This window comes from uncultured Chryseobacterium sp., assembly GCF_936933875.1.
Lineage (GTDB): Bacteria > Bacteroidota > Bacteroidia > Flavobacteriales > Weeksellaceae > CAKZIK01.
On record NZ_CAKZIK010000070.1, the window covers coordinates 1 to 25040 of the forward strand.

Below are 25040 nucleotides of genomic sequence, written 5' to 3' on the forward strand. Positions count from 1 at the left end.
TAAAGAGGTTTTACCAATTCTAAAAACCATTCTTTGACTTCACCGTCCAAATCCTCGGCTAATTTCTCTTTACACCAATCGTGGTAGGCATTGAGCCAGTTGATTTCAGGTTCAGTAAGCAAAGAAACATCAATTACATTGCGGTCAAACGGACAAATGGTAAGGGTTTCGAATTCATAAAAAGTTCCAAATTCGGTTCGTTCCACTTCTCTTACGGCAATTAAGTTTTCATGACGGATTCCGTAGTGATTTTCAAGATAAAAACCAGGTTCATTGGAAAGAACCATCCCCGGAATCAGTTCTTGGAAATTCATGTCTTTGCGGATGTTTTGGGGACCTTCATGCACATTCATAAAACTTCCGACACCGTGTCCGGTACCGTGGTTATAGTCTTTTCCTTCTTTCCAAAGCGCAAATCTCGCGAAAGCATCCAACTGAACGCCGCGAGTTCCTTTAGGAAATTTCACCATAGAAAGTTGAATTAATCCTTTCAATGCCAGTGTGGAATTGCGCTTGAATTCATCGGAAACCGCTCCTAAAGCCAAAGTTCTGGTGATATCGGTAGTTCCTTCCAAATACTGACCTCCGGAATCTACTAAAATTGAGGAATCATTGGTCACAGATTTACTGCCTTCTTTCGGTGCAGAATAGTGCATAATCGCCCCATTTTCTTTATAACCAATGATACTTCCGAAACTTTCGCCCACGAAATTCTTACCTTCTTTTCTGAAACCATATAATTTTTCACCAATTGAATATTCGGTCATCGGTTCTTTTCCCGCTTGGTGAGTGAGCCAGTACAGGAATTTTACCATCGCTACTCCATCGCGCTGCATCACGGTGCGGAAACCCTGTAATTCGGTTTCGTTTTTAATGGCTTTCATTAAATTCCCGGGAACAGGTGCTTTTATCAAGGTATTTTTATCTTTTAAAGCTTCAAAAATCGACTGATTGCTGTTCGGAGAAACCAATACTTTTTCATTTTGGATGGTTTGAAGTTCCGTATAAAAATCTTCATAAGGCAACATTTTCACCTGCGAATCCTCCATTTGTTTTCTGGCATCAGTATCCAATTTTTCTAAATCCACGAAGAGTTTTGCTTCATTTTTGGTCAGTAAAATATATCCTAGAAAAACAGGATTGGATTCTACATCGCTTCCCCGTAAATTTAAGGTCCACGCTACATCATCCAAACTTGAAATCACATGCACAGAAGCTTCCAACTCTTCCATTTTCTGACGAATATCCATTAATTTTTGGACAACAGATTTCCCGGCTCTTTCCACAGGATGTACAAACACCGGATTTTTCTGAGCGTCCGTATTACGGTTGGTCCAAACGTCTTTTAACAAAGGTAAATCGAGCAGTTCTATATTTTTTCGAGATAATTTTTGATGAAGATCTTCCCAGTTGGCATGTGATGTTGCTACTGCATTTACAGCGACTTTTCCGCCATTTGGAAGTTGCGAAATAATCCAGTCTATATAATCCGGAGTGTTTTCTTCACCCATTTTCATCAGTTCGATTCCGGAATCTTTAAGTTCTGCAGCAGCTTGAACAAAATATCTACCATCCGTCCACAAACCTGATTGATCCTTGGTGAAAACTACAAAACCCGCCGAACCCGTAAATCCGGAAATCCAGCTGCGCTCTTGCCATTCTTTGGGCAAATATTCGCTCATGTGAGGATCTGCCGAGTAAACGATAAAGGCATCGATGTTATTTTCCTGCATTTTTTTCTGAAGCAGGGCTACTTTTTGTTTAGAAGTCATTGTATTGATTTGGGTAAAAACGTCTAAAAGATTCGGGCTTTCCGAACCTAATTTTTCTCTTGAAACCATTTTCAAAATTTAGGAGCCTAAAATTAATGAATTTTGATGAATAATACCGAAACGAATTATGATGAAACCAATCATAAACTAAGCACTTTCTCTTTTGTTCGTCTTTGTTTTGAAATTTTCACTAATTTCATCGGGCAAAATAATGTACATGAAATATTACTCAAAATTTTTAATGACTTCGGCAGTTTTAGTAGCCGGATTATCATTTGCGCAGACTCAGCAAGAAATGGTAAAATCCATTATGGAGGAAGCATACAACAATTCCCAAACCGAAAAATTAGCATTTGAATTAATTGACGGAATTGGTCCTCGTTTAGTTGGAAGCCCGAAAATGCAGCAGGCTCATGATTGGGCGGTTAAAAAGTTCGGCACTTGGGGAATCTCTGCAAGAAATGAACAGTGGGGAGAATGGAAATCCTGGGAACGCGGAACATCTTCTGTGGAAATGGTTTATCCGCAACTGAAATCTTTGGAAGGAAGACAATTGGCATGGAGTCCGGCCACATCTGCGAAAGGAGTAACTGCGGAGGTGATCATGTTGCCCATATTCAAATCAAAAGAAGAATTTACAAAGTGGCTTCCGAAAGTGAAAGGAAAATTGGTGATGGTTTCACAATATCAGACGTCCGGAAGACCGGAATACAACTGGAAAGAATTTGCTACAACCGAATCTTTCGAAAAATATCAGAAGGAAACCGAAAAAGCAACTTCAGAATGGAATAAATCTCTTGAAACCATCGGATTAACCTGGAGAACTTTAAACAAACCTTTTGAAGAAGCCGGAGCTGCCGGAATTGTGTGGAGCAACTGGAGCAAAGGTTTTGGCGTGAATAAAGTTTTCTTTGCAGGAACAAAAAAAATCCCTGTAGTTGATGTTTCTCTTGAGGATTACGGTCAACTGTACAGAATGCTTCAAAACGGAATCACTCCTAAACTAAAAATTGTTGCCAACAGTAAAGATTTGGGAACTGCGCCTACTTTCAACACTGTTGCAGAAATTAAAGGAACCGAAAAACCTGATGAATACGTTATTCTTTCGGCTCACCTCGATTCTTGGGATGGCGGAACCGGTGCAACGGATAACGGAACCGGAACAGTAACCATGATGGAAGTGGCTCGAATTCTAAAAAAATTATATCCAAACCCTAAAAGAACCATTGTTGTTGGACTTTGGGGAAGTGAAGAGCAAGGTTTAAACGGAAGTCGCGGTTATGTTTGGGCTCATAAAGACCAAATGCCGAAAGTTCAGGCAGTTTTCAATCAGGATAATGGAACCGGAAGAATTCAGAATATCAGTGGACAGGGATTTTTGAATTCTTACGATTATTTACAGCGTTGGATTAATGCCGCTCCAAAGGAATTAACGAAGGATATTAAAACTACTTTTCCGGGATTTCCTGGAGGTGGCGGAAGCGATCATGCCTCTTTTGTAGCGGCAGGAGCTCCTGCATTTATGCTCGGTTCTTTAAGTTGGTCTTACGGAAATTACACATGGCACACCAACAGAGATACTTACGACAAAATTGTTTTTGATGATTTGAAAAATAACGTGGCTTTAATTGCAATTATGACTTATATGGCAAGTGAAGATCCTGAAAAATCTTCTGCAGAAAAAATTAAAATGCCTGTAAATTCCTCAGGAAAGGTTGCAGAATGGCCGGAAGTGAAAGAGCCAACCAGAAAAGGAGGGTTTGATTAAGAGAAAACAGTCACTAATCTAAGATAAAAATCCGCAGAATTCTCTGCGGATTTTCTTATTCAATTTCAATCCAAACCGGAGCATGATCACTGCTCTTTTCCCAGCCGCGAACGTGTTTGTCCACTTTTGCTTCTTTCAGTTTGTCTTTTAATTCCGGTGAAAGCAAAAAATGGTCAATTCTTAAACCGGCATTTCTTTCGTAGGCATTTCGGAAATAATCCCAAAAAGTATAAATAACTTCATCGGGATAAATTTCGCGGATTGCATCTGTCCAACCCTGATTTAACAGTTCAAAAAAAGCATCACGAACTTCAATTCTGAAAAGCGCATCGTTAATCCACTTTTCCGGTTTATAAACATCTTTTTCTGTGGGCATTACGTTGAAATCGCCGATTAAAATTGCAGGTTTTTCTGAAGAAATCAACAGTTCGGCTCTTGCTTGAAGTCTTTCGAACCATTTTAATTTATAGTTGAATTTTGGTCCCAGATAAGGATTTCCGTTGGGTAAATAAATACAGGCAATAATTAAATCTCCGATTTTTGCTTCCAGATAACGGCTTTGTTCATCTTCATCATCGCCTTCTAAAATATTTGTCCTTAAAACAGGTTTTTCATTTTTTGAAAGAATGGCAACTCCGTTCCACGATTTCTGTCCTTTCCAAACTGCGTGATAACCGGCTTCTTCAATTTCTTTGAGGGGAAATTTTTCCTGAGGCGCTTTCAGTTCCTGAAGACAGACAATGTCGGGTTCTGCTTCTTCGAGCCATTTTAGAAGAACCGGAAGCCTTCCGTTAACACCGTTTACGTTGTAGGTTGCGATTTTCATATAATTATTTTGAAACTTAAATTTAAGATTTTTTCCTTACATTTTATGTCTCGGCAAACCAATTTCGTGTTCCTGAGGATACGGTTTTCGCCAGGTCATACTCACATCTTCGTTTATTTTCCGGTGCACTTCGAAGCGTTTTTCTTTATCGTGGCCATATCTCGGATCCGGAATGAACGGCATTTTCGCCATTTTATGAATGGTAATGGTTGGGAAATGAAAATCCACTTCCACCGTTCCCAAAAGCAGATAACAGCCGCCTCCTGCAAACGGAAATTCTTCGAGAGAATTCGGGAAATGTGCCGTGTCAAAATATTCGCCTTCCGCATCAATCCAGGTTCCAAAAAACATGGTTCCGCGCTTGGTGGGAACGTGTTTTCGCGAAATTAAATACGCCAACATTTTCACCTGCTTTTTATGGAATTTCAGTAAATCTTTTGCCATCACACTTCCACGGTATTTGGTCTGCAACAAATCAAACGGACTGCACGAAACCGGAAATCCTACAATTTCAATTTCATCAAAAGCATCTTCGAAAAAATCGCGCTTCAGTTCGGGAAGTTTGTATTCTTTTTTGGGTTCTTCAATCAGCATTAAACCACGGTTTTCAGGTTTAAAATTAATCATCAGCAAACGTGCTTCCACCAAAAGTTCGTTTTTCTGTTTTCCGGTAAAACGAAAGGCACCTATGAAAATTAAAATCTGCAGCGACTCAATTCCAATCGGAACTCTTCGGATAAAATCTTCGAGCGACGTATAATCGCCGTTTTTCAATCGTTCCTCCACGATAAATTCAGTCATCCTAAATTCCAGTTTTTCAATGTGCATCAAACCTAAAAAAACATCAGTTCCGTAAACGGTAGTTTCATACAAACTCCGGTTAACACAAGGATTATGAATGGTTGCACCGGTCATTCTGCATTCGTGAACATAAACTTCAGTTCGGTAAAAACCTCCTCCATTGTTAATCGCAGCAACCATAAATTCGATAGGAAAATACACTTTCAGATACAGACTTTGGTAACTTTCCACCGCATAACTCGCGGAATGTGCTTTGCAAAAAGAATAACCTGCGAAACTCTCAATCTGACGGTAAACTTCTTTCGATAATTTCTCGGGATGTCCCTGTTTTGCGCAACTTTCAAAAAAATCGTCTCGTACTTCCTGCAGTTTTTTAATGGAACGTTCTTTTCCACTCATCGCTCTGCGCAAAATATCGCCTTTGTCCGCTGAAACGCCGCCAAAACCGAGCGCAATTTTAATCACATCTTCCTGATACACCATAATTCCGTAGGTTTCGCCAAGTTGTTCCTCAAAAACCGGATGAAAATATTCGAATTTGTCGGGATGATTGTGGCGGAAAATATATTCACGCATCATGCCGCTTTGCGCAACTCCGGGACGAATGATGGAACTTGCCGCGACCAAAACTTTGTAATTATCGCATTTCAGACGGCGCAGCAAACCGCGCATTGCCGGACTTTCGATGTAGAAACAGCCCAAAGTTTTTCCGCGGCTTAAGTATTCGTTGCAGTTTTTTTCATTCAGAGAAATTCTCGTATCACGAATATCAACGTCGATATTTTTGTTCTGTTTGATGAGTTTTACGGCATCGTTAATCGTTCCCAAACCGCGCTGAGAAAGAATATCAAATTTTTCCAGACCAATTGCTTCGGCAACATTCATATCAAACTGAACAATCGGGAAACCTTTCGGTGGCATTTCCAGAGCGGTGTAATTCGTAATCGGCTCTTCGGAAATCAGGATTCCGCAGGAATGCATGCTGCGTTGGTTTGGAAATTTTTCCAACAGTTTTCCGTATTTCTGCACGAGTTTTACAATTTTGTTATCGTCGTGCGTTTCCAAAGGTTTTGTCGCCAAAGCATCGAGTTCTTCTTTCGGCAACCCAAACGCTTTCCCAACTTCCCGAAAAATCGAGCGGTATTTGAATTCCACATTGGTTCCGCAAAATGCAACGTGGTCTTTTCCGTATTTTTCGAAAATATATTTGAGGATTTCATCGCGATCGCGCCAACTCCAGTCGATATCGAAATCGGGTGGAGATTTTCGGTTTAAATTTAGAAATCGTTCAAAATAAAGATCGAGTTCGATGGGACAGATATCTGTAATTCCGAGGCAGTAACTCACGATAGAATTTGCGCCGGAACCGCGACCAACATGCATAAAACCACGACTGTTACTGTATTGAACAATATCCCAGGTTATTAAGAAGTAGCCACCGAAATTCAGATTATCAATCACTTTCAGTTCTTTTTCCACCCGTTTTTTAGCTATTTCATTATCGTCTGCATATCTTTTTTTGAAACCTTCATACGCGAGTTTTCGTAAAAGTTCAGCATCTTCGGCTTTGCTTCCCGTGAAATGCTGTTTATTTTTTGGTTTTTTAAAATTGAATTTGAAATCACACTCTTCCAGAATTTTTTGAGCATTCAAAACCAGTTGCGGATAATTTCTGTAAATCTTTCGGATTTCTTCTTCACTTTTCATCACTTCTGAAGGTTTGCAGACGTCATTTTCTTCAAGTTTTGAAAGCAAAGTATTTTTGTCAATCGCACGTAAAATCCGATGTAAATTATATTCCTGTTTTGTTTTGAAAGTGACGGGATGAAGCACCGTCATTTTCTCCAAAAACTTCCTGAATTCAGGCTTTATCAAAAGATTAAGTTCTTCCGGACGAACACCGATAAATTCATTTTCTTTCAAAATTTCAGGAAAATTCGTCATCGGATAAATGATGAAACTGTCTTTAAAATTGGGTGAAACTTGAGGAAGTTCACCGTTATTACAATTAAAATCGGTCAACATTCGGTTGATTTCGCCAATTCCTTCAAAACGTTTTGCCAAAGCGATGTAGAGCAGTTCATTTTCCCTGCGGATTTCCACACCTGCAACGGCTTTTATTCCAACTTTTTCGCATTCTCCATAGAAATCATAAATTCCGGTAATGGTATTGATATCGGTCAATGTCAAGGTTTTCACCTCCAATTTTACCGCCTGTTTCACCAAATCTTCAATGGAAATGGTGCCGAAACGGAGACTGTGATAAGTGTGGGTGTTGAGATACATTTTTTTAGTCATTGCGAGGAGAACAACGCAGTGAAACCACGAGGCAATCCTTTGTTTTTTTATGTTCTTCTGTCTTGAAATCGAAGATTCGGCGAAGCCAAACAAAAGAACCAATCCGCCGCGGCGGACAAGCCTGGATTTTTTTTGCTAAAAAAGTTTTCATTCCGCTAAAAGATTTAAAACTCGCGCGATTGGTGTTTAGTTCTTCAATCGGAGATTATTACCTCGCTCCAACACTAAATCTTTTTTTAACGCTCCATTTCAACTTTTTCTTAACGCAAATTGATCCTAGGTCATTTTAGTGGACGCTAATATTGACTACCTAATTGGCGCTCGCTTCGCTCGCGCCGCATTTTAATCTTGATTCTTGACTCTTGGTTCTTGATTCTTGGCTCTAAATTAAAAATCCCGAAGCCCTTCCTACCGCATTTTTTCCAAACCTGTTTTTAATTCTGTCCATTGATTGGTATAAATTTATCAATTCTTCTGTGTCTTCAAAAAGATTCATTTGATGGTTGCCGTGAACCAAATTTGTGAAACGCAGACCCACCAAACGCAGACGCATTCTTCTGGTATATAATTTTTCAAACAAATCGAGCGCAATCCTCGACAAAGTATGGTCTACAGCGGTGTAAGCAACTCTGCACTGTTTCGTTTCCGTATCGAAATTGGCGTAACGGATTTTCAAAACCACTGTTGAAGTGAGCCATTTTTCTTTTCTTAACTGATAAGCCAGCGATTCCGCCATTCCCGAAATCAGGCTTTTTAACTGTAAAATATCCATGGTATCATTGGTAAAAGTATGTTCTGTGGAAATAGATTTTCGTTCTGTGTACGGAATAACGGGCGTTTCATCGATTCCGTTGGCTTTTTTCCATAATTCAGTTCCGTTTTTGCCAATCATTTGCTGCAGAATTTCAACGGGCATTTCGGAAAGCGTCTGAATTTTTCGGATTCCAATTCTTGACAGTAACTGATACGTGACATCTCCCACCATCGGAATTTTTTTGATGGAAAGCGGATTGAGGAACGGTTGTATTACATCGTGTTTCAGTTCGAGTCTTCCAATTGGTTTTGCTTCTCCGGTTCCGATTTTAGAGACGGTTTTATTTTCTGAAAGTGCAAAACTGATGGGCAAACCTGTTTCTTTCGTCACATAATCTGCAATTTCTGAAGTCCACTGATAACAGCCGAAAAATTTATCCATTCCAGAAAGATCAAGGTAAAATTCATCAATACTCGCTTTTTCCAAAATGGGAACTTTTTCCTGAATGATTTCCGTGACTTCATAGGATTTTTTCGAGAAAAATTCCATGTCGCCACGAACTACTTTTGCATCTGGACACAGCCTTAAAGCCATTTTCATGGGCATTGCAGAACGCACTCCAAAATATCGCGCTTCATAAGAACATGACGCAACAACACCGCGATCTCCACCACCGATGATGACAGGAATTCCCTCCAAAGCAGAATTCTGAAGCCTTGCACACGACACAAAAAATGTGTCCAAATCCATATGAACAATTGCACGATTCATGTGACAAAATTATTACGATTTGTATCAATATTTTTATTTTTAATTGATAAAAATTATAGCAATATTTCGAGTGAAATTTCAACTGTTTTAAACACAGGATTATATATGATTTTCCGGATATTCTGTTAAATATTTTGCACTCAATTCCTTAATTTTATAATCTAATTCACAAAAATTATGAGAGCAATTTGGAGCGGCGCCATTGGTTTTGGCTTGGTTAATATTCCCATCAAATTATATTCGGCTTCCGAAGAAAGTACGCTTGATTTGGATATGTTGGACAAAAAGGATTTCAGCAATATTAAATTCAAACGTGTTAATGAGAAAACAGGCAAAGAAGTCGCTTACGAAAACATAGTAAAAGGCTACAAGATGGAAGACAAATACATTGTTCTGGAAAAAGGTGATTTCGAAGCCGCAAGTCCCGAAAAATCTAAAATTTTGTCTATAAAACAGTTTGTAAAACACGACGAAATTGATCCGGCTTATTTTGAAACTCCTTATTTTCTGGAACCACAAAAAAACGGCGAAGATGCGTATAGACTTTTGCTGAAAGCACTGCTGAAAACCAAAATGGCCGGAATTGGAACTTTTATTTTACGAGAAACTGAAATTCTGTGTCTGGTTCGACCTTATGAAGATAAAATATTGATGGTGAACCGGATGCGTTTTCCACAGGAACTCCGCAGTTTTGAAGAACTGAAACTGCCGTCCAACAAAGCACCCAATGCTGATGAACTTAAAATGGCAGAAAGTCTGATTTCGCAATTGGCTACCGATTTTTCTCCCGAAAAATACAAAGACACGTATCACGACGATTTGATGAAAATCATTCAGCAGAAAGCCAAAGGAAAAGAATTCAAAGCTGTGGAAGAAAAAGAAACCGAAGGAACCGCAACGGATTTAATGGCGCAACTGAAAGCGAGTTTGGAGGCGGGGAAAAAGAAAGCGGGATAAACAATTAAAAATGGAGAATTGAAAATTGATTTTTTTTCATTTTCAATTTTCAACTTTCAACTTTCCATTAAATGAAAAATCTCGAACTATACAATCAAAAACGTGACTTCAAACAAACCTCCGAGCCGGAAGGGAAACCGCGTGAAAGTTCAGGGAAACTGAAGTTTGTGGTACAAAGACACGCTGCATCGCATCTTCACTATGATTTAAGACTGGAAATGGAAGGCGTTCTGAAAAGTTGGGCAATTCCAAAAGGTCCGTCGTTAAATGCTTCTGATAAACGTTTGGCGATGATGACCGAAGATCATCCTTATGAATACAAAGATTTTGAAGGCAGTATTCCCGAAGGAAATTATGGTGCCGGAGAAATGGAAATCTGGGATTTTGGGATTTATGAACCGCTCAATAAAATCAAGGGAAAAAGTGATGATTTGGTGATGAGAGCCGAACTTCACAAAGGAAGTTTGAAATTCATTCTTCACGGCAAAAAACTGAAAGGTGAATTTGCTTTGGTGAAAATCAAAAATTCTGAAAAAGGCAACGAATGGCTGCTCATCAAACATAAAGACGAGTTTTCAACATTGGAACCTTATGATGCGGAAGAACAAACAGCCGAAAATTCAAAAGTCACGGAGTATCTTAATTCAAAAAAATCAAAAAAAACCGACAGAAGCGAAGAAACTGCAAAAGCATTCAGAAACTACGCTCCTGCCCTTTCCGGTGAGAAAAAACTCAAGAAATTTATTGAGCCGATGCTCGCAAAATCGTCCGACAAACCTTTTGACGGTGAAGACTGGGCTTTCGAAATAAAATGGGACGGTTACCGTGCTGTAGCAGATTTGCGCAATGAACCACTGCTCTATTCCCGAAACGGTTTGGATTTTTCGCAGAAATTTAAAAAAGTGGTCAATCAGCTGAAACTGCAGGATTTTCCGATGGTTTTGGATGGCGAATTGGTTGCTTACGACAATTCCGGAAAGCCGAGTTTTCAATTGTTGCAGCAAATTGGCGATAAACCTAATATTTTGGTGGTTTTTCAGGTGTTTGATTTGCTTTGGCTGAACGGACATTCTACAGAAAATCTCAGTTATCTACAGCGAAAAGAGTTGTTGAAAGATGCTTTGAAAGAAAGCGATTTGGTGAAATATCACGACCACGTTTTGGAAAATGGTAAAGATTTTTTCAGATTGGTGGAAAATATGGGTTTGGAAGGAATGATGGCAAAGAAAACCGACAGTACTTACCGAGAAGGTTTGCGAAGTTCGGAATGGCTCAAAATTAAAACCCAGCAGACGGATGAAGTGATGATCTGTGGATTTACCGAACCGAAAGGTTCTCGAAAACATTTCGGCTCGTTGATTTTAGGAAAATATTTCGGAAAAGAACTCAAATTCTGCGGACATATTGGAACCGGATTTTCGGATAAAATTTTGAAGGAACTTTTTGAAAAAATGCACCCTTTAATTCAGGAAAAATCACCGTTTAAAGAAATTCCGAAAACGAACGAAAAACCAACGTGGTTGAAACCGGAACTTGTTGCAGAAATCAAATTCACAGAAATTACGAAAGACGGAATTTACCGGCATCCTGTGTTTTTGAGACTTCGCGAAGATAAATCGGTGGAAGATTTGAAGGACATTTCAGAAAATGGCGATGAGACGCTTCAAGAACTTCAGCGTGACAAAGAAAAAAATTCAGGAAAAATGGAGAAGATTCAGGAAACAGAAACTCCAAAAGTTGTGAAAAAACAAGTTGTACAGCGCGAAAATGAGCAAAAAACGAAAATTGGTAATCAGGAAGTAAAACTCACCAATCAAAACAAAATTTATTGGCCAAAAGATATCATAACGAAAGGCGATTTGGTAGCCTACTATCAAAGTGTTGCAGAATTTATTTTGCCTCATCTCAAAAACCGTCCGCAAAGTCTGAACCGCTTTCCAAACGGAATTGACGGCATGAGCTTCTACCAAAAAGACGCCGCTGACGAAACTCCGGATTGGGTGAAAACTAAAAAAATATTTTCGGAAAGCAACGAAAAATTCATTAACTATATTATCTGCAACGATGCGGCAACATTGGCTTATCTGAATAATTTAGGCTGTGTTGAAATGAATGTCTGGACAAGCTCTACCGAAAATTTAGAAAACCCGGATTATTTAGTTTTAGATTTAGATCCGTCCGAAAATAATTCGTTTGATGATGTCATTCAAACCGCTCTTGAAGTGAAAAAAGTTTTAGACAAAGCCAAAATTGAAGGTTTCCCAAAAACTTCGGGAAGTTCAGGCATTCACATCTATATTCCGATGAATGCAGAATATTCTTTTGAGCAGGTGAAAAATTTCGGACATATTTTGATGCAGATGGTTCAGAAAGAATTGCCTGATTTAACGACCTTAGAACGCAGTCTGCAAAAGCGCGATAAAAACAAAATCTACCTGGATTATCTCCAAAACCGAAAAGGTCAAACTTTGGCGAGCGTTTATAGTTTACGACCAAAAAACGGTGCTCCCGTTTCAATGCCCTTGGAATGGAAAGAGCTCAAAAATGGCTTAAAACCTACGGATTTCAATATCGAAAATGCTTTGGCGAGAATTCAGAAAAAAGGTGATTTGTTTTTGCCGACTTTGGGAAAAGGAATTGATATGCTGAAGGCGATTGAAAACCTAAATCTTTAGGAATATTTGAAATTCATTCCAACATTTCAATCTTTTCGTTTTCTGGTAAAATTTTTGATGAAATCTTCATTATGAAAACTCAGAACTACCAAAACCACAGAAAATTTTACGCACCGCACCATTTTGTTTATCTTCCTTTGTTAGGTATTTTGCAGGTTTTGGGAATTTGGAAAAGTTTTAACGATCACGAAAATCAACTGGCTTGGATTTTATTTTCAATTGTCATTTTTCTGCTGATTTTTCTTGCAGTAATGGTTCGTCAGCATTATGCTTTGGGAAATCAGGATCGAATTATTCGATTGGAATTCAAGCAGCGGTATTTTGAGATTTTCGGAAAAAGATCAGATGACTTAGCAGAACGCTTGAATTTCGGACAAATTGCAGCGCTTCGTTTTGCATACGACGACGAATTTAAAATTTTGCTTGAGAAATGTATTCAAGAAAATATTTCAGGGGACGAAATCAAAAAATCCATCAAAAACTGGCGTTCCGACCATTACAGAGTTTAATCACAAAAAATACTATTATGAAACGCTTTACACTTTTTACCCTTTTCGTATTTGCGCTTTTATCACTTCAAAGTTGTGACGCCATTGCAGGAATTTTTGAAGCCGGTTTCAATGTCGGAATTTTCGTAGCAATTGCTGTAGTGGTCTTGATTATCTTTTTAATTGTCAAAATGTTTTCAGGTAAAAAATAGCGATGCAGAAAAAAGGAAAAGAAAAAATCCGGCCCGAACAAACGCAGAAAAAACCGGGTTTAGAAAAAAATCTTAAACCACTTCCGGAAACTGATCCAATTGGAAAACCAGCCGGAAAACTGAAAGGAAAAGTTGCAGTTATTACAGGCGCTGACAGCGGAATTGGAAAAGCAACGGCACTTCTGTTTGCGCAGGAAGGTTGTGATGTTGTTATCCCGTATTTAAGCGAAACTGTTGATGCTAAAGAAACACAAAAAGAAATTGAAAATTTTGGCAGAAAATGCGTGTTGATCAAAGGAGATTTGGGAAAAGAAAATCACTGCAAAAAAGTGATTGAAAAAACCATTTCCGAGTTTGGAAAGATCGATATTTTGGTGAACAACGCCGCCAATCACTGGGAAGCAAAAAGTATTGAAGAAATTTCCACAGAACAGCTGATGAAGACTTTTCACTCGAACGTATTTTCAGTTTTTTGGCTTACAAAATTTGCGATGAAACACCTGAAAAAAGGAAGTTCCGTTATTAACACTGCTTCAGTAACGGCTTATCGCGGAAGTCCGCATCTTATTGATTATGCTTCCACAAAAGGGGCGATTATTTCCTTTACGAGAAGTTTGTCGGCGAATTTGGCTGAAAAAGGAATTCGTGTGAATGCAGTTGCACCCGGTCCGATTTGGACCCCTTTGATTGCTTCCTCATTTTCGAAGAAAAAAGTCTCAGAATTTGGGAGCGACACCCCAATGAAACGCGCCGGAGAACCGAACGAAGTGGCGACTTGCTTTCTGTTTTTGGCTTCGGAAGATGCTTCTTACATCACCGGTCAGGTTTTGCATCCGAACGGTGGCGAAATTATTAACGGTTAAAATTCAACAAATGTCTGAAGAAGAACTACAGGTGATACAATCAATAAAACCTTCAAAAATCCTCAAAATTATGAAGGATCCGGTGAAAACTGCAAAAGCAGTTCAGCTGGTGTATACTTCTGACACAGGCTTTGAAGGTATTGAGCGCAAAAAATTCGGAAAAAAATTTCACTATTATAAAGACGGAAAACGCATCGTTAATCAGGAAGAAATCTCCAGAATTAACAAACTCGTCATTCCGCCGGCTTGGGAAAATGTGTGGATTTGCGCTTTGGACAACGGTCATCTTCAGGCCACCGGAATTGATGTAAAACGGCGTAAACAGTACCGTTATCATCCTTTGTGGAACGCACTTCGCAACCACACCAAGTTTTACAGAATGCTGCAGTTCGGGATGGCTTTACCAAAAATGCGTCTGCAACTGGAGAAAGATTTGTCACTTAAAAATTTAGAAAAACGGAAGGTTTTGGCCGTGGTCGTGAGTTTGATGGAAAGAACCAACATCAGAATTGGAAATAACGTCTATGAAAAACTCTACGGATCTTTTGGTTTAACAACTTTGAAGGACAAACATGTTGACATTTCCGGACACAAAGTGAAATTCAGTTTTAAAGGCAAAAAAGGTGTTTATCACGATATTGAACTCAAAAATAGAAAACTCGCAAACGCCGTTCAGAACTGCAAAGACATCCCCGGAAAAGAACTTTTTCAATATTATGATGAAAACGGCAACCGCCACGCAATTGAAAGCGGCATGGTGAATGAATATATCAAAGAAATTTCGGGCGAAGATTTTACGGCAAAAGACTTCCGAACCTGGAGCGGAACGGTGAATGCGCTGATTGCCTTCAAAGAAATCGGAATGGCTGAAAATGATAAAGAATACAAATCAAAAGTAAAGAAAGCGCTGGAAAATGTGGCCTCACATCTCGGAAATACCGCAACCGTTTGCAAAAAATATTACGTACATCCTTTGGTAATCAATCTTTACGAGAATAAATCCATTGAAAAATATTTGGATGAACTCGATTCTATTGAAGTAGATGACGGCAAATCCGGTTTGACAAAAGAAGAAAAAGTGGTGATGAAAATTCTGGAAAACGAAAAAATGTAAAAAATGCCTGAAGGTCCAACCATCATTGTTTTCGCGAAGAAATTTGAAAAATTCAAAGGAAATACCGTTACTGAAAGTGGCGGTTACAGAAATCCTTTTGCCGAAAAAATTTCAGGACAAAAACTGATGGACATCAAAACCTACGGCAAATATCTGATTTTACAGTTCAAAGACTTTTTTGTTACCGTTCACTTCGGGCTTTTTGGAAGTTTTTTGGTGAATGACACCAAGAAAGTCAACCCGAGTTTTTCGCTGCATTTCGGCGATGATTTCATCAATTTTTATGTCGTAAATGTCAAACTGATTGACGGAAAATCCGAAGATTTTTTTAATGATGAATTCGATCCGTTTTCCAAAAAATTTAATCCAAAAATGATTGAAGAAAAGCTTTTTCAGAAATTCCCAAAAAAAGAAATCGGCGATGTGCTGATGAACCAGGATTTGTTTCCGGGTTTGGGAAATGTCATTCGGAATGAAGTGCTGTTTTTGAGCAAAATTCATCCTGAAAGCGTTGTTGAAAAAATTCCGGAAAAGAAAATTTTGGAACTGATTAAACACATTGTGGAATTCAGCAAAAGTTCGGTGGAACTGATTGAAAAGAAAATCTGGAAATCTTCTTCCGCTGTTTATCAGAAGGAAAAATTCGGAAAGGAAAAAGTGGAAATGGTAGTCTCACCCAAAATAAAACGCAAAACTTTTTTCGTAGAAAGTCTGCAGCAGAAATACAGTTAAAAATGGTAAAATATAGTCCTGAGTACGATCAACTCAATGAGGAAGAGGAATTATTGCTTCAAAAATGCTTAAGATCCGTTGAAGAATTTGTGAAAAGTTCCAAAAAAATCAGCGGAACAGATTACGCAACAAGAGATGCGCATTCCAAAACTTATGCAGTTTTGCAGGGAAATTTGGAAATGGAAAAAAATCTTCCTGAAATAATAACTGAAATTTTTTCACAGGAAAACTATGAAGTTTTGGTTCGGCTTTCTCATGCAAATCCGGTAATCAGTCATTCCAAAAAACAAAATCCGGCCTTTGGTTTTGCCTTAAAAATTAAGAACATAGCTGCAAAAGAAGCGAATTTTCCTTTGGCCAATTTTCCGCTTTTTCCGATGAAATCAGTTAGCGGATTTCTGAAATTTTTCACTTCATTGAACACTTTTCTTGTAACCAAAGCCGACAATTTTGTGGTTTCTGCGATGGATTTACCTTTGCTCATCAAGCACACCGTCGGTTTTGTTCCGCCATTTCTGTCTTTTGAAATGCTTAAAAATTTCAGTAAAATTCTGAAACGGAAAGAAGATTTCATTCTTTCGTTTGATTTCTTTTCCATTGGCGTTTATCGTTTGGGAAATTATATGATGAAACTGAAAGTGGTTCCACAAAATCCAAATCCAGTTTTTGGAATTACACTCAACCAAAAATCACGAACAGAAAATTATTTTCAACTTCACGAAATACGCTTTGATTTAATGATTCAAATCTGTGAAAACATCGAAAAACAGCCAGTAAATGATTTAACAAAAGAATGGAAAGGCGCTCCTTTTCTGAAAATCGGGACACTTCATTATGCGCAAAATTCAATTTTAAATTCCGAATCTGCAGAAATTGAAAATTTGAACTTTAATCCGTTCGAAAATCCGGAAAATTTGCTTCCTGTCGGAAAAATGCAGCAAATTAGAAAATTGGTGTATGAAACTTCCATACAAACAAGAAATTCCTTAAATTCATACAATGCGACTGCGAACTTTTGAATCTTTTTGGCTGCTAAAAAACGGACTGCTTTACACGTTTCCTTCACTTCAGCAAAATTTAAAAACCGAAATCCTCGTTGTTGGCGGCGGAATTACCGGCGCTTTAATTTCCGATGCTTTGCTGGATGCAGGTTTTGAGGTGACTTTAATCGACAAACGCGACATCGGACAAGGAAGCACAAGTGCGACGACAAGTATGCTGCAATATGAAATTGATGTTCCATTATATGAACTTTCAAAAATAATTGGCGAAGAAAACGCAGCCTTGTGTTATAAAGAAGGAATTCGCGCGATTCAGGAATTGGAAAAACTGATTAAATCCAAAAAAATCGATTGTGGTTTTCAAAACAAAAAATCACTTTACATCGCTCATTCCAAAACAGCCGCGAAAGATTTACTAAAAGAATTTGAAATCCGGAAAAAACACAAACTCGGTGTAAAATGGCTTGAAGCAGATGAAGTTCTAAAAATCTACGGAATCGTTTGTCACGGCGGAATTTTAAGCCAAACTGCTGCAAGTATCGATGCTTATAAATTAGCACACGAATTAATTCAAAAAAACACAAAACGCGGACTGAAAGTTTTTGACCAAACGGAAATCACAACCATTGCTGACAAAGGAAAAAATCCGAAAATTGTAACCACGGAAAAATTTGAAATTTCAGCCAAAAAAATTGTCTTTTGCAGCGGTTTCGAATCGGTAAATCTGCTGAAAGAAAAAATCGCCAAACTGATTTACACCTACGCTACAGTCAGTGAACCCAATATTCCGAAAAGTTCCAAACTCAACAACATATTAATTTGGAATACGCAGGATCCGTATCTTTATATGAGAAATACTGATGACGGAAGATTTCTGGTTGGCGGTGAAGATGATACCTTTTCTGAAAGCATTTTGCAGCAAAATAAAAAGGAGAAAAAAGCCAAAAAACTTATTCAAAAACTCAAAAAAGTCATTCCCGTGCTTGATTTTGTTGAGGATTTTTCGTGGGGTGGAGTTTTTGGAACTACAAAAGACGGTTTGCCTTACATCGGCGAAAGTCCAGAACACAAAAACTGTCTTTTTTGCTTAGGTTTTGGGGGAAACGGGATTACTTTTTCGGTTCAGGGAAGGGAAATTATCGTAGATTTATTGAAAGGAAAAAACAACAAACTCGCAGCATTTTACAAATTCAGAAGATAAAATTTTACTATTTTGAAACTCATCGAATTCACCAATAAAGGCATTTTTTGCAGGCAGGGAAATTTTTATATTGACCCTTGGTTTCCTGTGGATTTTGCTGTGATTACGCATGGACACGCCGATCATGCAAGATGGGGAATGAAAAAATATCTGTGTCATCATTTCACAAAACCGATTTTGAAAAGAAGAATTGCCGAAGACATTAAAGTTCAAAGTCTGGAATATGGTGAGACAATTACCAAAAACGGAGTGAAAATCACCTTTTTTCCGGCTGGACATATCATTGGTTCAGCGCAGGTTTTATTGGAATATAAAGGTTATCGTGCCGGTATTTCAGGAGATTATAAACTGCAGGATGACGGACTTTCCACCCCTTTTGAAACCGTGAAATGCAACGAGTTTGTAACCGAATCCACTTTTGGTTTACCAATTTACAACTGGCTTTCCGTTCCGGAAATCAATGAAAAAATGCAGCAATGGGTTGCTCACAATCAAAATTTTGGTAAAACTTCCGTTTTTGTAGGTTATTCTTTAGGAAAAGCACAGCGAATTTTGAAAGCGCTTGAAAATGTAGATGAAATTTATGTGCACGCTTCAATTGCCAATCTAAACGAGGCTTTTGAAGAAGTCGGCATTGATTTGCCCGATTACAAAATCCTTAATTTTTCAGAAAATTTGAAGGATATGCATGGGAAAATCGTGATTGTTCCGCCGGCTTTGTTGGACAGTAATGTAATCAAAAAAATTCCAAATCCGGCGACTGCAATTTGTAGCGGTTGGATGCAGGTTCGTGGTTCCCGAAGATGGCGAAGTGCAGATGCAGGTTTTGCAATTAGCGATCACGCCGACTGGAAATCTTTGTTGGAAGCCGTTAAAGCAACCGAAGCAGAAAAAATTCATGTAACGCATGGTTTTACCGATGTTTTTTCAAAATATTTAAACGAAATCGGGATGAATGCCAATGTTGTTCAAACCCAATTCGGAAACGAAGAACCGGATGAAAAACCCGCTGAAAAATTTGAAAATGATTAGGATTTTTCTCAGATTTCATGGATTTGCACAGGTTTTTTTGCGGACTTAAAATGTTTTTAAAAAATATAAAAAATATTTGCGCTTTTTGCGTTTAATAAGTAAAATGAAGCAATTCGCCCAACTCATATCATTGCTCGAAAGCACCAACAAAACCAATGCAAAACTGGATGCAATGGTGGAATTTCTGCATTCTGCACCGGAAAAAGATAAGTTGTGGCTCATCGCACTTTTCACCGGAAAACGCCCGAAACGCAATGTTTCAACCAATCTAATGAAAGACTGGGCTTTAGAAATTACAGGAATTCCTTATTGGCTTTTTGTGGAAAGTTATAGTAGCGTCGGAGATTTAGGCGAAACTTTGTCGTTGATTTTACCTCCTCCAACTTCAGAAATTGATAAATCTTTGGACGATTGGATGCAGGAAATCATCGCGCTAAAAGATAAGAATGAAGCCGAAAAAAAAGAATTCGTCGTGAATTCCTGGAACGGCTTAGATTACACGGAACGTTTTATTTTCAACAAATTATTGGGAGGAAGTTTTCGGATTGGCGTTTCCTACAAAATGCTCGTTAACGCTTTGGCAAAATTTTCAGACCAGGAAGCGAGTTCATTGATGCATTCGATCATGGGAAAATGGAATGTGGACGAAGTAAATTTTGAAGAATTGATTTCAGGAAAAATCATCAATCCAGATCAGTCGAAGCCCTACCCTTTCTGCTTGGCTTATGCTTTGGAAAAGGATTTGGAAGATTTGGGAAATCCTGATGATTGGCTCGTAGAATACAAATGGGACGGAATTCGTGGACAGATCATTAAGCGAAATGACGAAATTTTCATTTGGTCACGAGGTGAGGAACTGGTTACAGAACAGTTTCCGGAATTGGCTGAAACTTTCAAAAACTGTGAAGGAAATTTTGTAATAGATGGTGAAATTCTGGCTGTGAAAGACGATAAAGTTCTTAATTTCAATGAACTTCAGAAACGTTTGAACCGAAAAAATGTCACCAAAAAAATGTTGGAAGAAATTCCGGTTTCAGTTTTCGTCTATGATGTTTTGGAATGGGAAAATGAAGATATCCGCGAAAAACATTTTCATGAAAGACGACAGATTTTAGAAAACTGGGTTGAAATTAATCCACAAAAAAATATTAGAATTTCAGATTTAATTTCGTTTGAAAACTGGGATGAACTCGATGAAATTCGCAACAACGCTAGAGAAATCAATGCCGAGGGTTTGATGCTGAAAAATAGAAATTCCGTCTATCATTCCGGACGAAAAAAAGGCGACTGGTGGAAATGGAAAATCAATCCTTTGACGATTGATGCGGTTTTGATCTACGCGCAAAAAGGCAGCGGAAGACGAAGCGGATATTACACCGACTACACTTTTGCTGTAAAAGATGGAGAAAAACTCGTAACCATTGCGAAAGCGTATTCGGGATTAACAGATAAAGAAATTATGGAAGTGAGCCGTTTTGTGACAAAAAATGCGATTGAAAAATTCGGGCCGGTTCGAACTGTAAAACCCGAACTAGTTTTTGAAATTGCTTTTGAAGGAATTGGTTTCAGCAGCCGCCATAAAAGCGGTGTTGCAGTGCGTTTTCCCAGAATTTTGCGTTGGCGGAAAGACAAAACCGTGGACGAAATCGATACGTTGGAAAATGTAAAAAAACTTATAAATTAATCTCTTGTTGATTGTGCAGATTTGGCAGATTCGCTTTTAGAATTTCTAAAAAAACTTAGATGATCTTTATCTGCGTTATCTGCGAAAGTATTTTATTAAACAAAAAAATCCGTGAGCAATAAAGATTTTCAAAACTCTCAAGGCTTCAAAATCATCCAAAAATGGATGCAGGAAAAAGGAAACTCGCCTTTTGGTTTCCAAACTTCCACCTGGGAAAAATTTGAAAATCATTACAGCGGAATGGTTATTGCTCCAACCGGTTTTGGAAAGACCTATTCTGTTTTTTTGGCGGTGATTATTCACTTTTTAAATCATTCCGAAGAATACCAAAACGGATTGAAACTGATTTGGGTAACTCCACTCCGTTCTCTTGCAAAAGATATCGCAAAGGCAATGGAGGAAGCGATTGACGAAATTGGTTTAGACTGGAAAGTTGGTGTCAGAAACGGCGATACTGATGTGAAAATCCGGCAACAGCAGACGAAAAATATGCCCGATATTTTGCTCGTCACGCCCGAAAGTTTACATCTTTTGTTGGCTCAAAAAAATAATTCAAGGTTTTTTAAAAATTTAAAATGTATTGCTGTTGACGAATGGCACGAACTGTTGGGTTCCAAACGTGGTGTCATGACAGAACTCGCGATTTCATATCTTAAAAATCTTCAGAAAAATGTGAAAATATGGGGAATTACCGCAACCATCGGCAATTTGGATGAGGCGATGGAAGTTCTGATTCCTTACAAAATCAAAAAAACCAAAGTTGTAGCGAAGGAAAAAAAGAAAACGGAAATCGTTTCCGTTTTTCCGGATGAAGTCGAAATTTTGCCTTGGGCAGGACATCTCGGAGCAAAAATGGCGGAGAAAGTCGTTCCGATTATTGAAAATTCAAAATCAACCATCATATTTACAAATACAAGAAGTCAGAGCGAGTTTTGGTATCAACTTTTGCTGGATGCAAACCCGGATTTTGCAGGACAATTGGCAATTCATCACAGTTCCATTGATGCACATTTAAGAATTTGGATTGAAGAAAATCTGAGTTCCGGAAAACTCAAAGCCGTTGTAGCGACCTCATCATTAGATTTGGGTGTGGATTTTAAACCTGTGGATACGGTCATTCAAATCGGTTCTGTGAAAGGTGTTGCGCGATTCTTGCAACGAGCCGGAAGAAGCGGACATTCACCATTTGAAACTTCAAAAATTTACTGCGTTCCGACACATTCTTTGGAACTGATTGAAGTTGCTGCCGTGAAAGAAGCCGTAAAACAAAATATTGTAGAAAAACGCGAACCTTTGGTTTTGAGTTTTGATGTTTTGACTCAGTTTCTCGTGACCATTGCAGTTGGTGAAGGTTTTAAGGAAAAGGAAATTTTCAAAATCATCAAAATTACTTTTGCATTTCGTGAAATGACGGACGAAGAATTCCGTGAAATTCTGGAATTTCTCACGATTGGTGGTGGAGCTTTGAAAAATTACGAAGAATTTCACAAAGTGGTCATTGAAAACGGCATATACAAAGTCACTTCCCGAAAAATTGCGATGCTTCACCGGATGAATATGGGCGTAATTGTGAGCGATGCCATGCTGAAAGTGAAATTTCTTTCCGGCGGTTATATTGGGATGATTGAAGAATATTTTATTTCGAGACTCAAGAAAGAAGACAAATTTATTTTGGCGGGAAGAGTTCTGGAAGTGGCGATAATAAAGGAGATGACTGTTTTTGTCCGCGCTTCCAAAGGAAAAGCATTTGTTCCGAGTTATTTGGGCGGAAGATTGCCTTTGAGTTCGGATTTGGGACATTTTCTGCGCGAAAAACTTTCAGAATCGCTCAATCCAAAATCTGCGGAAAAAGAACTCAAGTTTTTGCATCCGCTTTTGGTAAATCAGGAAGCAAATTCACACATTCCGAAAATAGATGAATTTCTGGTCGAAAAAATTGAAACCAAAGAAGGTCACCACCTTTTTATGTATCCTTTTGAAGGACGTTTGGTTCATGAAGTGATGGCGGCTTTAATTGCTTTCAGAATCTCTAAAATTTCGCCGATTTCGTTTTCAATGGCAATGAATGATTATGGTTTTGAACTGTTCAGCGATTCTGAAATTCCAATAAACGAAGAAAATTTAAAACAGATTTTAAGCAAGGAAAATCTGATGCGCGATGTTGCAAGCAGCATCAATTCTACTGAAATGGCGCGCAGAAAATTTCGAGATATTGCTGTGATTTCCGGAATGGTTTTGCAAAATTTATATGGAAAACAGCGCAACAATAAATCGCTTCAAGCTTCTGCAGGATTAATTTTCAACGTTTTGGAGGAACACAATCCGAATCATTTTCTCATTCGCCAAAGTTATAACGAAGTTTTCAATCAGCAACTTGAAGAAGTGCGTTTAACGGAGGCATTCAAAAGAATTGAAAATTCAAAAATTATTCTGAAAACCGCGAATGCGTTTACACCATTAAGTTTTCCAATAAAAGTCGACAGTTTGCGCGCGACGCTTTCCAGCGAGGATTTGGATGCGAGAATTAAGAAAATTCAGGCCGAAGCGCAAAAGAAATGGAGAATTGAAAGTTGAAAATGATTTTTTTCTCTTGATTTTTGACTCTTGATTCTTGGCTCTTAAATCTTTACTTTTGCAAAGCAATGATTAAGATTGAAGAACTTGTTCACGCCTATATTTCTACGCAATGCGATTTCGAAAAACAGATTATTTTAACCAACCATTTTCACGCGGATTGGGAAGCAGATTTGTTTATCGTTGACGAGTTTGGAAACAGCCACGAAATTGAAATAAAATTCAGCAAAAGCGACTTTAAAAACGATTTCAAAAAGTTTTATACCAATCATTTTACAGGCGAAAAATTCCTGAAACACGACAAAATTTGTTGTGGCGATTATGTGTGCAATCAGTTCAGTTTTCTTTTGCCTATGGGAATGATCAAACACAGCGATATTCCCGAACATTGCGGAATTATTGAATTTTACCATGATGTTGACAAGTGGGAAACTACTTTCCAAATCATTCGCAAACCGAAAAAGATTCATGAAGAAAATTATTGGAAACTCGTAGATAAAGATTTGATGTTGAGAAAAATGGCACTCAATTTAATTCAACGAAAATTTCAACTGAAATCCAGAACAGAAGAACTGATTTTTATAAATCCCTTTGAAATTAAAAAGTAATTTCCCACAGCTTTCACAGATGAATTTAGCGACAAAAGATATATCTATTTTAAAAGAAAAATTTATCCTCACCAATCAACGTGCATTGTTTTGGGAAAGCGAGTCTGCATTGGTAATTTCAGATTTGCATATCGGAAAAACTGCCCATTTTCGCAAAAATGGAATTGCCATTCCAAAAGATATTTTAGAAAAAGATTTACTGCGTCTGGAAAAACTCATAAAACATTTTTCTGCTAAAAAAATTATCATCAACGGAGATTTACTTCATGCAGGAGATAATTCTGATGTGGATTTTTTCTGTGAATGGCGAAACCATTTTTCAGAAACTGAATTTCATTTGGTAAAAGGTAATCACGACCGAATTTCTAAAAATTTGGAAGAAAAACTGTGTTTGACTTCAAAACAAAATCTCCTCGAAATCGGTAATTTCGCTTTCACGCACGATTTTAATTCAGACGTAAACAAATTTCAAATTACCGGACACATTCATCCCGGAATGGTGATGAGAACCAAAATCAAAAACATCAAACTTCCCTGTTTTGCAGTTGCAGAAAATCAACTTTTGCTTCCGGCATTCAGTGAATTCACAGGTTTGGACATAAAAAATATCCCTCAAAAAGGGACATTTTTTGCTTTCACGAAGAAAGAGATTTACGAAGTATAAAAAAACTGCTTCCAAACGAAAATCGGAAGCTGTTTTTTAAGGAAAATTATTTTACTAATTATCCTTTACAGGAATTTGTTCTCCCGTGTTCATTCCCGAAAATAATTCAGGGAATAAAGCCGTGATCACAAAGTAAAAAATAATCATCAGAACGATAAGTCCGATTGCGACCAATACTCCTTTTGGTGCTTTATTTTTTCCTGTGTCCATAGTTTGTTTTTTAATGTTAATCAAAGATGCAACTT

General features: G+C 38.1%; 20 protein-coding genes. 15 read left to right on the top strand and 5 right to left on the bottom strand.

The window, feature by feature from the left end; genetic code table 11:
* The coding region (locus tag Q0252_RS09795) for an aminopeptidase P family protein (protein ID WP_297985846.1) at nt 1–1772 on the bottom strand (1772 nt) is incomplete at its 3' end.
* A 217-nt stretch (nt 1773–1989) separates the two neighbouring features.
* On the opposite strand from Q0252_RS09795, the gene Q0252_RS09800 reads away from it, so the two are divergent.
* Nucleotides 1990–3540: a M20/M25/M40 family metallo-hydrolase gene (locus tag Q0252_RS09800; RefSeq protein WP_297985744.1), complete on the top strand. Its 1551-nt coding sequence runs from the start codon at nt 1990–1992 to the stop codon at nt 3538–3540.
* A gap of 55 nt (nt 3541–3595) precedes the next feature.
* On the opposite strand, the gene xth is transcribed toward Q0252_RS09800, so the two are convergent.
* The 3 genes from xth to dinB all read right to left on the bottom strand — a co-directional run bounded on the left by xth (nt 3596) and on the right by dinB (nt 8990).
* Complete coding sequence (xth, locus tag Q0252_RS09805; protein WP_297985745.1) at nt 3596–4366, bottom strand: exodeoxyribonuclease III; 771 nt, start codon at nt 4364–4366, stop codon at nt 3596–3598.
* Between the two features lie 36 nt (nt 4367–4402).
* Complete coding sequence (locus tag Q0252_RS09810) at nt 4403–7453, bottom strand: DNA polymerase III subunit alpha (RefSeq protein WP_297985848.1); 3051 nt, start codon at nt 7451–7453, stop codon at nt 4403–4405.
* A 394-nt stretch (nt 7454–7847) separates the two neighbouring features.
* Entirely contained in the window at nt 7848–8990 is a 1143-nt protein-coding gene (gene dinB / locus Q0252_RS09815; RefSeq protein ID WP_297985746.1) for a DNA polymerase IV, read from the bottom strand.
* Between the two features lie 177 nt (nt 8991–9167).
* Here dinB and Q0252_RS09820 point away from each other — a divergent pair, with 177 nt between their 5' ends.
* The 14 genes from Q0252_RS09820 (at nt 9168) to pdeM (ending at nt 24795) form a co-directional block, all read left to right on the top strand.
* Nucleotides 9168–9947 carry a Ku protein gene (locus Q0252_RS09820; protein WP_297985747.1) on the top strand — a complete coding sequence of 260 codons (780 nt, stop codon included), beginning with the start codon at nt 9168–9170 and terminating at the stop codon, nt 9945–9947.
* A 71-nt stretch (nt 9948–10018) separates the two neighbouring features.
* Nucleotides 10019–12622, top strand: coding sequence for a DNA ligase D (gene ligD / locus Q0252_RS09825; RefSeq protein WP_297985750.1), 2604 nt, complete (start codon nt 10019–10021; stop codon nt 12620–12622).
* Between the two features lie 71 nt (nt 12623–12693).
* Complete coding sequence (locus Q0252_RS09830; RefSeq protein WP_297985752.1) at nt 12694–13131, top strand: DUF6526 family protein; 438 nt, start codon at nt 12694–12696, stop codon at nt 13129–13131.
* Between the two features lie 17 nt (nt 13132–13148).
* Nucleotides 13149–13322, top strand: a complete 174-nt coding sequence (locus tag Q0252_RS09835) for a phosphatidate cytidylyltransferase (protein ID WP_297985754.1) — start codon at nt 13149–13151, stop codon at nt 13320–13322.
* Between the two features lie 2 nt (nt 13323–13324).
* Nucleotides 13325–14185, top strand: a complete 861-nt coding sequence (locus tag Q0252_RS09840; protein WP_297985755.1) for an SDR family oxidoreductase — start codon at nt 13325–13327, stop codon at nt 14183–14185.
* Nucleotides 14163–15299 carry a DNA topoisomerase IB gene (locus Q0252_RS09845; RefSeq protein ID WP_297985757.1) on the top strand — a complete coding sequence of 379 codons (1137 nt, stop codon included), beginning with the start codon at nt 14163–14165 and terminating at the stop codon, nt 15297–15299. Before Q0252_RS09840 ends, Q0252_RS09845 begins: the two co-directional genes overlap by 23 nt.
* Before the next feature lie 3 nt (nt 15300–15302).
* The gene (locus tag Q0252_RS09850; protein WP_297985759.1) at nt 15303–16031 is read left to right on the top strand and encodes a DNA-formamidopyrimidine glycosylase family protein; all 729 of its coding nucleotides are present in this window, start codon (nt 15303–15305) and stop codon (nt 16029–16031) included.
* Between the two features lie 2 nt (nt 16032–16033).
* Nucleotides 16034–17050 carry a catalase gene (locus tag Q0252_RS09855; RefSeq protein WP_297985761.1) on the top strand — a complete coding sequence of 339 codons (1017 nt, stop codon included), beginning with the start codon at nt 16034–16036 and terminating at the stop codon, nt 17048–17050.
* Nucleotides 17031–18233 (top strand): FAD-binding oxidoreductase, encoded by a 1203-nt coding sequence (locus tag Q0252_RS09860; protein WP_297985763.1) that lies wholly within the window; start codon nt 17031–17033, stop codon nt 18231–18233. Before Q0252_RS09855 ends, Q0252_RS09860 begins: the two co-directional genes overlap by 20 nt.
* 12 nt (nt 18234–18245) lie before the next feature.
* A complete protein-coding gene (locus Q0252_RS09865; protein WP_297985768.1) occupies nt 18246–19265 on the top strand; it encodes a ligase-associated DNA damage response exonuclease in 1020 nt (339 codons plus the stop codon).
* 103 nt (nt 19266–19368) lie between these two features.
* Nucleotides 19369–20949: an ATP-dependent DNA ligase gene (locus tag Q0252_RS09870; protein WP_297985770.1), complete on the top strand. Its 1581-nt coding sequence runs from the start codon at nt 19369–19371 to the stop codon at nt 20947–20949.
* 111 nt (nt 20950–21060) lie between these two features.
* Nucleotides 21061–23523 carry a ligase-associated DNA damage response DEXH box helicase gene (locus Q0252_RS09875; protein ID WP_297985771.1) on the top strand — a complete coding sequence of 821 codons (2463 nt, stop codon included), beginning with the start codon at nt 21061–21063 and terminating at the stop codon, nt 23521–23523.
* Between the two features lie 68 nt (nt 23524–23591).
* Complete coding sequence (locus Q0252_RS09880; RefSeq protein ID WP_297985774.1) at nt 23592–24131, top strand: hypothetical protein; 540 nt, start codon at nt 23592–23594, stop codon at nt 24129–24131.
* 19 nt (nt 24132–24150) lie between these two features.
* Entirely contained in the window at nt 24151–24795 is a 645-nt protein-coding gene (pdeM, locus tag Q0252_RS09885; protein ID WP_297985777.1) for a ligase-associated DNA damage response endonuclease PdeM, read from the top strand.
* Between the two features lie 54 nt (nt 24796–24849).
* Here pdeM and Q0252_RS09890 read toward each other — a convergent pair whose 3' ends face one another.
* Nucleotides 24850–25005, bottom strand: coding sequence for a hypothetical protein (locus tag Q0252_RS09890; RefSeq protein WP_297985780.1), 156 nt, complete (start codon nt 25003–25005; stop codon nt 24850–24852).
* Nucleotides 25006–25040: the final 35 nt, after the last annotated feature.

What these genes read in the sequence shown, in the direction of transcription:
- Q0252_RS09800 (WP_297985744.1), top strand. Translation starts at nt 1,990, where the DNA reads ATGAAATATTACTCAAAATTTTTAATGACTTCGGCAGTTTTAGTAGCC.
- xth (WP_297985745.1), bottom strand. Translation starts at nt 4,366, where the DNA reads ATGAAAATCGCAACCTACAACGTAAACGGTGTTAACGGAAGGCTTCCG.
- Q0252_RS09810 (WP_297985848.1), bottom strand. Translation starts at nt 7,453, where the DNA reads ATGTATCTCAACACCCACACTTATCACAGTCTCCGTTTCGGCACCATT.
- dinB (WP_297985746.1), bottom strand. Translation starts at nt 8,990, where the DNA reads ATGAATCGTGCAATTGTTCATATGGATTTGGACACATTTTTTGTGTCG.
- Q0252_RS09820 (WP_297985747.1), top strand. Translation starts at nt 9,168, where the DNA reads ATGAGAGCAATTTGGAGCGGCGCCATTGGTTTTGGCTTGGTTAATATT.
- ligD (WP_297985750.1), top strand. Translation starts at nt 10,019, where the DNA reads ATGAAAAATCTCGAACTATACAATCAAAAACGTGACTTCAAACAAACC.
- Q0252_RS09830 (WP_297985752.1), top strand. Translation starts at nt 12,694, where the DNA reads ATGAAAACTCAGAACTACCAAAACCACAGAAAATTTTACGCACCGCAC.
- Q0252_RS09835 (WP_297985754.1), top strand. Translation starts at nt 13,149, where the DNA reads ATGAAACGCTTTACACTTTTTACCCTTTTCGTATTTGCGCTTTTATCA.
- Q0252_RS09840 (WP_297985755.1), top strand. Translation starts at nt 13,325, where the DNA reads ATGCAGAAAAAAGGAAAAGAAAAAATCCGGCCCGAACAAACGCAGAAA.
- Q0252_RS09850 (WP_297985759.1), top strand. Translation starts at nt 15,303, where the DNA reads ATGCCTGAAGGTCCAACCATCATTGTTTTCGCGAAGAAATTTGAAAAA.
- Q0252_RS09855 (WP_297985761.1), top strand. Translation starts at nt 16,034, where the DNA reads ATGGTAAAATATAGTCCTGAGTACGATCAACTCAATGAGGAAGAGGAA.
- Q0252_RS09860 (WP_297985763.1), top strand. Translation starts at nt 17,031, where the DNA reads ATGCGACTGCGAACTTTTGAATCTTTTTGGCTGCTAAAAAACGGACTG.
- Q0252_RS09870 (WP_297985770.1), top strand. Translation starts at nt 19,369, where the DNA reads ATGAAGCAATTCGCCCAACTCATATCATTGCTCGAAAGCACCAACAAA.
- Q0252_RS09880 (WP_297985774.1), top strand. Translation starts at nt 23,592, where the DNA reads ATGATTAAGATTGAAGAACTTGTTCACGCCTATATTTCTACGCAATGC.
- pdeM (WP_297985777.1), top strand. Translation starts at nt 24,151, where the DNA reads ATGAATTTAGCGACAAAAGATATATCTATTTTAAAAGAAAAATTTATC.
- Q0252_RS09890 (WP_297985780.1), bottom strand. Translation starts at nt 25,005, where the DNA reads ATGGACACAGGAAAAAATAAAGCACCAAAAGGAGTATTGGTCGCAATC.